Below are 6,304 nucleotides of genomic sequence, written 5' to 3' on the forward strand. Positions count from 1 at the left end.
TGAATATCTTGTCTAAAACTATTATTCTGCATACATCCCCCAAATTCATGAGAATTGTATACTTCTATTATTCGAAAGTAATCTTAAGATTTTCTAAAATTAACATAATACACCTTATACGAAATGCTCTAAATTATTTATTTTAATTCAATAGCTTATACATCATCAAAAAGCCCAGGCACACCGTTCTGGGCTTTTTTATCTTTTTAACACGTTCCACGCATACTATTTAACCAATGTTCCACGATTTTAATAAGCCCAGGTGAACAATCAGATCAGCCATACGGCTTAAAGAATCGACTCCAGAAGCCAGCTAATAGTCGGTAGTATTTTAATGTATAAGCTTATCCAGCTTACCTTCAAGCGATTCGATTTTATATTTCAGAGATAATATTGAATCGTTTAAACGTGAATTTTTAGCTGCATCCGGATTCTTCAGTTTTATAAAAACTTCCAGTTGTGCTTTGTATTCTTCCCTTAGTCTATCAATCTGATTCTCAAGTGCCATCCTCGGCGTCCATAGCGCAAGTAAGCTTTGCTTGTATGCTTCAATTTCTGCATTACTCATTGCGTCTAGCTCAGCTCTTGTTTTCATTATTTGAAATCCGTTTTGCTATGTAGAGCTTTAAAAATTCTAGTTGCTGTTTCTTCTCTTACGCTTTGAGGATCTCGCAAAATGCCAGCAATCCAAAGTGCAAAAGTGGGATAGTCAGGGAAGTTACTGAGGTCTGATAGCTCTGACTGTTTAGATAAAATATTACTGTACTTATTGATTTGAGCATCAGTCATATCACAGAACATATCTATCGTATTTGTATCTCTAGCTTTTTTTACTTCGATAACTTTAGGCTTTGGCTTCTCTTTTACAGTGAACTTAAAGCCAACGACTGAACGTCCTTTTTTGATGTTTTCATAAGCCAGATCAATATCTGTATTCTTTGTGATCTCATCTAATGATGGCTTTATCACACGATCTTTTAGGTTACAAAGCTTATCGTATGATTTAGGCAAACCAAGTTCATTTTTTATATGTTCTAAGGACATTTCAAAGTGTCCAATTGCTTGATGTTTTTTTGCTAGATGATAGAGGTCAAATGAGTAATCTCTTTTTAATTTCAGGACGATATCTTTCTTGTATTTTGTATAGGGATTAATTTTATCAAATTCTTTTAGCATCAATAAAACGATTTCAGGGAATCGAATTGCAATCCCACCATCTTCGTAAGTGCAGTCGATTACCCAGTTAGACAGGACTCGTTTACCTCTATCATTATTGTATGAAAAATTGCGTTTAATTAGATTTCTACTTGCTGTTTCTAATTGAGTATAAGCTGAATGAGTTTTGATACCGCACTCTTTAGCAAACTCTTCAGCTGTAATCACAATAGGATCTTTTTCTGTTGCATTAGTTGTTCTAGCAATTGGGCTAGCAAGAATCAACATACGTTTTTCATCAATATTCATACTTTTAAAACATTCTTGAATATTATTCTGCATCACAACCCAATTTGGGGGATAGGTCTTTTTATTTTCTTTCATAGCTAAGAAACTACAAATATGTAAGTGTAGTTTATTATATTATTTTGATTGTTTTTTGACTACGAATTTTGTAGTTTTTTAACATTAAACTACAAATTCATATTTGTAGTTTAATGTCCGGCAAAAGTAGTTATTAAGTCCGGCAAAAGTAGTTTTTTAAGTGCATTTTGTCCGGCAAAAGTAGTTTAATGTCCGACAAAAGTAGTTTTTTAAAGTCTGAAAGCCTTGCTGTACGTGGTCTGGAAGGGTGTCTAAAAGCTTTTAAAAGCTTTTTAAAAGAATAAAAAGGGATAAAAACCGAAAATTACCTATTAAAACTGCCCTTGGTACTCGCTAAAGCTCGTACTCTATTGAAGCTCGTTTCACTCGCTTCGTAGGGGCAGTTTTCTCCTATGCAATCTAGGATTCAAAAAACAAAACCATTGATATTGCATTCGCTATGCTCATGCTTTTTGACAAGCAAAAGCTCTAATACTTCGCTCGTAGACACTCGCTAAGACATATCTCCAGTAATTCATAAAAGCGGTTTTTCAGAGGGGGAATAAGCGAACTTTCTTTGAGTCGCTCGTAGACACTCGCTAAATGCTCTCATTTGCGATTTAAGAGCTTTTTCTTAATCCAACTATAAATCTACTGTGGTTTAGCAAAACATCGCTAAAAACCCTGTTTTTTTGCGTTTAAACAGCATTCACCAAGGTGGGTAGTCGTTGTTATTTTCATTTTCTGGTTTTTTAGGCTCGTTTTTCTGCTGTTTTTCCAATTCTTGGCGTTTTAAAAATGCCAAATGTTCTCGTTCTCGTCTCTCTTGTTCATAGCGTTGTTCTTTTTGCTCTCGTTCTTTACGTAATTGCTCTCTAAATTCACTTTCTCTACGATCATTTTCAATTCTTCGTTGGCGATCTACTTCCGCTTGGCGCACTTGTTGAATTTTTTCTTGCTCAATTCTGAGATCATCTGCCCGTTTTGCTTCAAGGAGGGGGCTCATGTCATCATTAAAATCATGTAGGGTATCGAATGAATGAACGTACTCTCGTTTTAGCTTCTGCCAAAACGTGGGTTTTATCGTTGGTCGTTCAATCCCATTATTTTCCAGTATCTCTGAGCATTGGCCTAAGCGTTGGACGACATTCTCAATATCGTATTCTTTAGCAAGTTGTTCGACCTCGGTTGCGTATTCTCTCCAGTTCTCATTTTTTGCCTGTTCTACTGATTTTTCAGTCGCATAAAAATCAGGTTTTTTTATATCTCTGTAAGTATGATGATAAGAGTCATAAAACAAATTATCGGTATGTAGGTAAAAATCGCTTTTGTTTTCTGCTAACCATCGTTTTGTCTTGGTGAGATTTGATTCAATCTGCTTTTGATTATCAGCAGCATTGCTTTGAATGGTGTAAAACTGATTGGCAAATTCTGCATAAATATCCTGGCACCGGATGAAGTCATCATATGCGTTGTCGATCTGTTTAACCTGTTGTTCTTGCAGGTGTTCTTCTTCTAGATTGAGATTTAATAATTCTGCTAAAAGCTCTTTTTCTTCTGCTTCGGTTAACTGAAGTTCGTTCTCCAGCTGGGTAATCTGATCTTCTAATCGACTTGGAACAATAATTTCTTGATCAAGGCCTTTGATGATCTGTTGGTATTCTCGTGCAGCATCTAAATTTTTGGCTTTGATTGCATCATTTTCAAGTGCAATTCTTGGTAGCACAATTTCAGTGTTACGTTCTTCAAGCGGTCTTTTTTGTTCCTCGTCATATTGTCTGCGAAGTGCTGTAGCTTCATGCCCTTCATGATGAGTGGGTTCAAGAAAGTCTAAGCCTTGATCCTTGTAACTCCGGTGGTCGATGCGTTCATCTAGCCCAGCATTTTCTAATACTGTATTTACAACACTGGCAAAAGTCGCTCGGCTGTCCTTCAGGATCTCGGGACCGTGGTCGTTGAAGGTTCTTTGTTTTTTCCCTAATTCGCCTTTTTCATTGACGAGTCTGGTCGTGAACATCATGTGTACGTGATAGTTTTTATTATTGGTTTCATCGTTATGTTCATGGGGTGCATGGATGCAGGCATCGACAATAACATTGTGCTTGTTCACAAAGTCTCGGCAAAAGTCATCAACGATTTTAATCCGTTCCTGGTCTGTTAATTCATGTGGTAAAGCACAGATATATTCTTTGGCGAGTCGCGCATTGGCTTTCATTGAGCCATTGGCATTGAATTCTTTTTTTTCTACTGTATTCCAAAGTGTTTGACGGTCTAAAAGTTTTGTATTGGTATGTTCTGGTGCATAAATATTTTTGTATTCAAGTCCCTTTTTTTTAGTGTAGTCCTGAGTCTTTCCAAAAGTCAGATCCTCTAATTTTTCACAGGCACGATAAGCAGCACAAGCAACGGCTGAACGTCCGTCACTTCGTGAGATGTTGCTTTCATTCAAATGAAAAATTGCCACTTTAAAAACCTAAATTTCTGCATACCGTGGTTTTGATTTTTGCAACTTTGAAAAAGTTGCTGACCATGCTAAAGCGAGGTCATGGGGTACAGGGGTTTCCCCTGTCGCAACGTCCACTTTTGAATGAAATGATAAAAGTGGGTAAGTGCGCCCTTCGTTTCACTCCGGGAAAACTTCGCTTCGCTACGTTTGATATTGCTCGCTTTGTTTTTTGACTCTATGATGATGTTTGATTATTGATCATCACGGTTTAATACTATGTCAGATATTCAAGAAAAGAAAGATGCAGTTTTAAAGAAACTCACCAAAGCACAGCAGAAAAAATTATCCCTGCAAGAGCAAATTGAGTATTTAAAAAAAGAACAAGAGCAGATCTTAGAACAGGCAAAACAGAAACAGAATGAGCTTAAACTCAAACAGCAAAAACTTTTAAGCGAAGCAAAAGCCCAAGAACGGAAAAATGAAACTAGACGGAAAATTTTGCTTGGCGCTTGGGTTTTGAATAAATTTAAGAATGATGAATCTTTTAAACATCAATGGGCTGATTTTGAGCAGTTTTTAAGTGTGGAAAGTAAGACAGAAGAAAATAGACAGAAAGATAAAGAGCTTTTTAATGATCTTTTTAAGGGATAAGTTCTAAATTTCATATAAGAGATTTTATGTTAATTTTTGTATAGACATTTTTTAATGTTCTAGAAATGGAGCTGAAAGTACCATTAATCTTACTGGAGCATTTAATATACTTTTAGCTTGTTGAAGTTTTATAAAATCGCCCTCACTTTTTAAAGTAACAAGTACAATTTCCCTATTTTTTTCATCTACAAAAACACCCTGTATTTCAGGAAAAATTACTGATATTTCCTTCAATTTTTCATTAAGTATTAAAGTAAGTTCCTCAAGCGAATAGTTTTTATTTAAATTTTCTCTAAATTCTAAATCTATTAATTCTTTAGAAGTTAATGCTAGATTTTCTGCTGAAGTTACATGAGGTAAACTTAAGCACAAACTTAAAATAATTTTCCTAAACATAAAGTAACTCATACTAGAAATCGGTACTTTGCTTGGTATTTTTCATTACTAATTAAACAAAAACAGTCGCAAAGTTGCCCGACTTTGAAATATGGCTAAAGCCATATTTCAAAGTATCGAGCTAAATTTTAATTAAACACGTTTCAATGCCATGATATGACGAACCATATCGTTAATATGCTGTTTTGTTTCATTATCTTGAGAGCTTAGCCAAGTTACAACATCTGCATCAAAAGCCTTTGCTTGAGCCGTGGCATGGCGTTCTTGTAATTTTTTCACAAAATTTGGTTTTACTACTGGCGCATTGGTAGGGTCAAAATTTTTATAGCGTTCTAATTCATTTTGCATGGTTATACCTCCGCTTTTGATTGTGTGATGGCTCAAAAGCAGTAATGATTCTTGCAACATCACCACGTTCGACCCAAACCACTGTTAGTAGTCTACCACGATTGCTTAGACCGATTGATATCAGCCGTTGTTCGTCATAATGACCAAGATCGTCAAAGGACATCAGCTCTGGATCAAGAAAAACGCTACATACTTCTTCAAAAGTAATTTCACGCCCTCGATAGACTATTTCCATTTTTTTATCGTGCCATTCAAATAGCAGACCGTAATACTCAATCAACGGCATGTTTAGCCTTTTCCTAGATTTACAACTTCTAAAAGTCTACTTAGAGGGTTTTACTTATTCAATAACTCATTAATTTAAATGGGTTCTAACATCTAAATTTCGTATAACGCCCATTATGTTAAATAATAGGGGCTTCTAAGTACGCGATTAGAAAATTTAGTCTTTAAGAGGAGAAATTTGTTCTAGCTTATCTTCAGGATTATTTTCTCTAATATGTATAATTCGATCATAATTTTCTACTCCTCGTAAGTGAGGTGGTGCAAATGCTGGATACTTGTTGAAAAAGTGCATTTTAATATTTAGTGCATGGTCTAAAATAAAAGCACATTCAATTCCATAGTACTTATCATTAATAAAAAAATTGTCTGTAGTTTCTATTAGTTCTTGGATAGCTAAATCCAATTTTTGAATTTTTTCATTAATATCTTTAGTTTTCTCTTCTATCTTTTTGTCCATTGGTATCACCTATAGAATTAAGTTTCCCTAAAATTAACATAATACACGTTATACGAAGCCAAAAATGGGGGCATGCAGCTCCCATTTTTAGTCTTTTATCCGCTTTTTTGCTTCATCATAAACAATGCTATCAGCTCGTTTTCCAACGGTAATTAGCAAAATAACTACCTGATCATCTTTGACCTGGTAAACAAGTCGGACAC

At 35.2% G+C, this 6,304-nt stretch carries 8 protein-coding genes and 1 pseudogene; 1 reads left to right on the forward strand and 8 read right to left on the reverse strand.

The genetic code is table 11. The annotated features are described in order from the left end of the window. Positions 1-331: 331 nt before the first annotated feature. The 3 genes from FTT86_RS15430 to mobQ form a co-directional block, all read right to left on the reverse strand. Positions 332-595 (reverse strand): hypothetical protein, encoded by a 264-nt coding sequence (locus FTT86_RS15430; protein WP_180181467.1) that lies wholly within the window; start codon positions 593-595, stop codon positions 332-334. Continuing rightward, positions 595-1,539: a replication initiation protein gene (locus FTT86_RS15435; protein ID WP_180181468.1), complete on the reverse strand. Its 945-nt coding sequence runs from the start codon at positions 1,537-1,539 to the stop codon at positions 595-597. The genes FTT86_RS15430 and FTT86_RS15435 overlap by 1 nt, the downstream gene beginning before the upstream one ends. 688 nt (positions 1,540-2,227) lie before the next feature. Next, positions 2,228-3,982, reverse strand: a complete 1,755-nt coding sequence (gene mobQ / locus FTT86_RS15440) for a MobQ family relaxase (protein WP_373886151.1) — start codon at positions 3,980-3,982, stop codon at positions 2,228-2,230. A gap of 258 nt (positions 3,983-4,240) precedes the next feature. Here mobQ and FTT86_RS15445 point away from each other — a divergent pair, with 258 nt between their 5' ends. Continuing rightward, positions 4,241-4,615: a hypothetical protein gene (locus FTT86_RS15445; protein ID WP_227554860.1), complete on the forward strand. Its 375-nt coding sequence runs from the start codon at positions 4,241-4,243 to the stop codon at positions 4,613-4,615. 51 nt (positions 4,616-4,666) lie between these two features. Here FTT86_RS15445 and FTT86_RS15450 read toward each other — a convergent pair whose 3' ends face one another. The 5 genes and pseudogenes from FTT86_RS15450 to FTT86_RS15470 form a co-directional block, all read right to left on the reverse strand. Further along, positions 4,667-5,011, reverse strand: coding sequence for a hypothetical protein (locus FTT86_RS15450; protein ID WP_111886107.1), 345 nt, complete (start codon positions 5,009-5,011; stop codon positions 4,667-4,669). A 132-nt stretch (positions 5,012-5,143) separates the two neighbouring features. Continuing rightward, positions 5,144-5,359 carry a hypothetical protein gene (locus FTT86_RS15455; RefSeq protein WP_111886106.1) on the reverse strand — a complete coding sequence of 72 codons (216 nt, stop codon included), beginning with the start codon at positions 5,357-5,359 and terminating at the stop codon, positions 5,144-5,146. After that, positions 5,349-5,645 carry a BrnT family toxin gene (locus FTT86_RS15460; RefSeq protein ID WP_111886105.1) on the reverse strand — a complete coding sequence of 99 codons (297 nt, stop codon included), beginning with the start codon at positions 5,643-5,645 and terminating at the stop codon, positions 5,349-5,351. Before FTT86_RS15460 ends, FTT86_RS15455 begins: the two co-directional genes overlap by 11 nt. Positions 5,646-5,801: 156 nt before the next feature. Continuing rightward, positions 5,802-6,101, reverse strand: a complete 300-nt coding sequence (locus tag FTT86_RS15465; RefSeq protein ID WP_000358348.1) for a hypothetical protein — start codon at positions 6,099-6,101, stop codon at positions 5,802-5,804. An 87-nt stretch (positions 6,102-6,188) separates the two neighbouring features. Then, positions 6,189-6,304 (reverse strand): annotated as a pseudogene (locus FTT86_RS15470) (type II toxin-antitoxin system RelE/ParE family toxin); the annotation flags it as partial.

This window comes from Acinetobacter sp. YH01021 (genome assembly GCF_013420255.1).
Taxonomy (GTDB): domain Bacteria; phylum Pseudomonadota; class Gammaproteobacteria; order Pseudomonadales; family Moraxellaceae; genus Acinetobacter.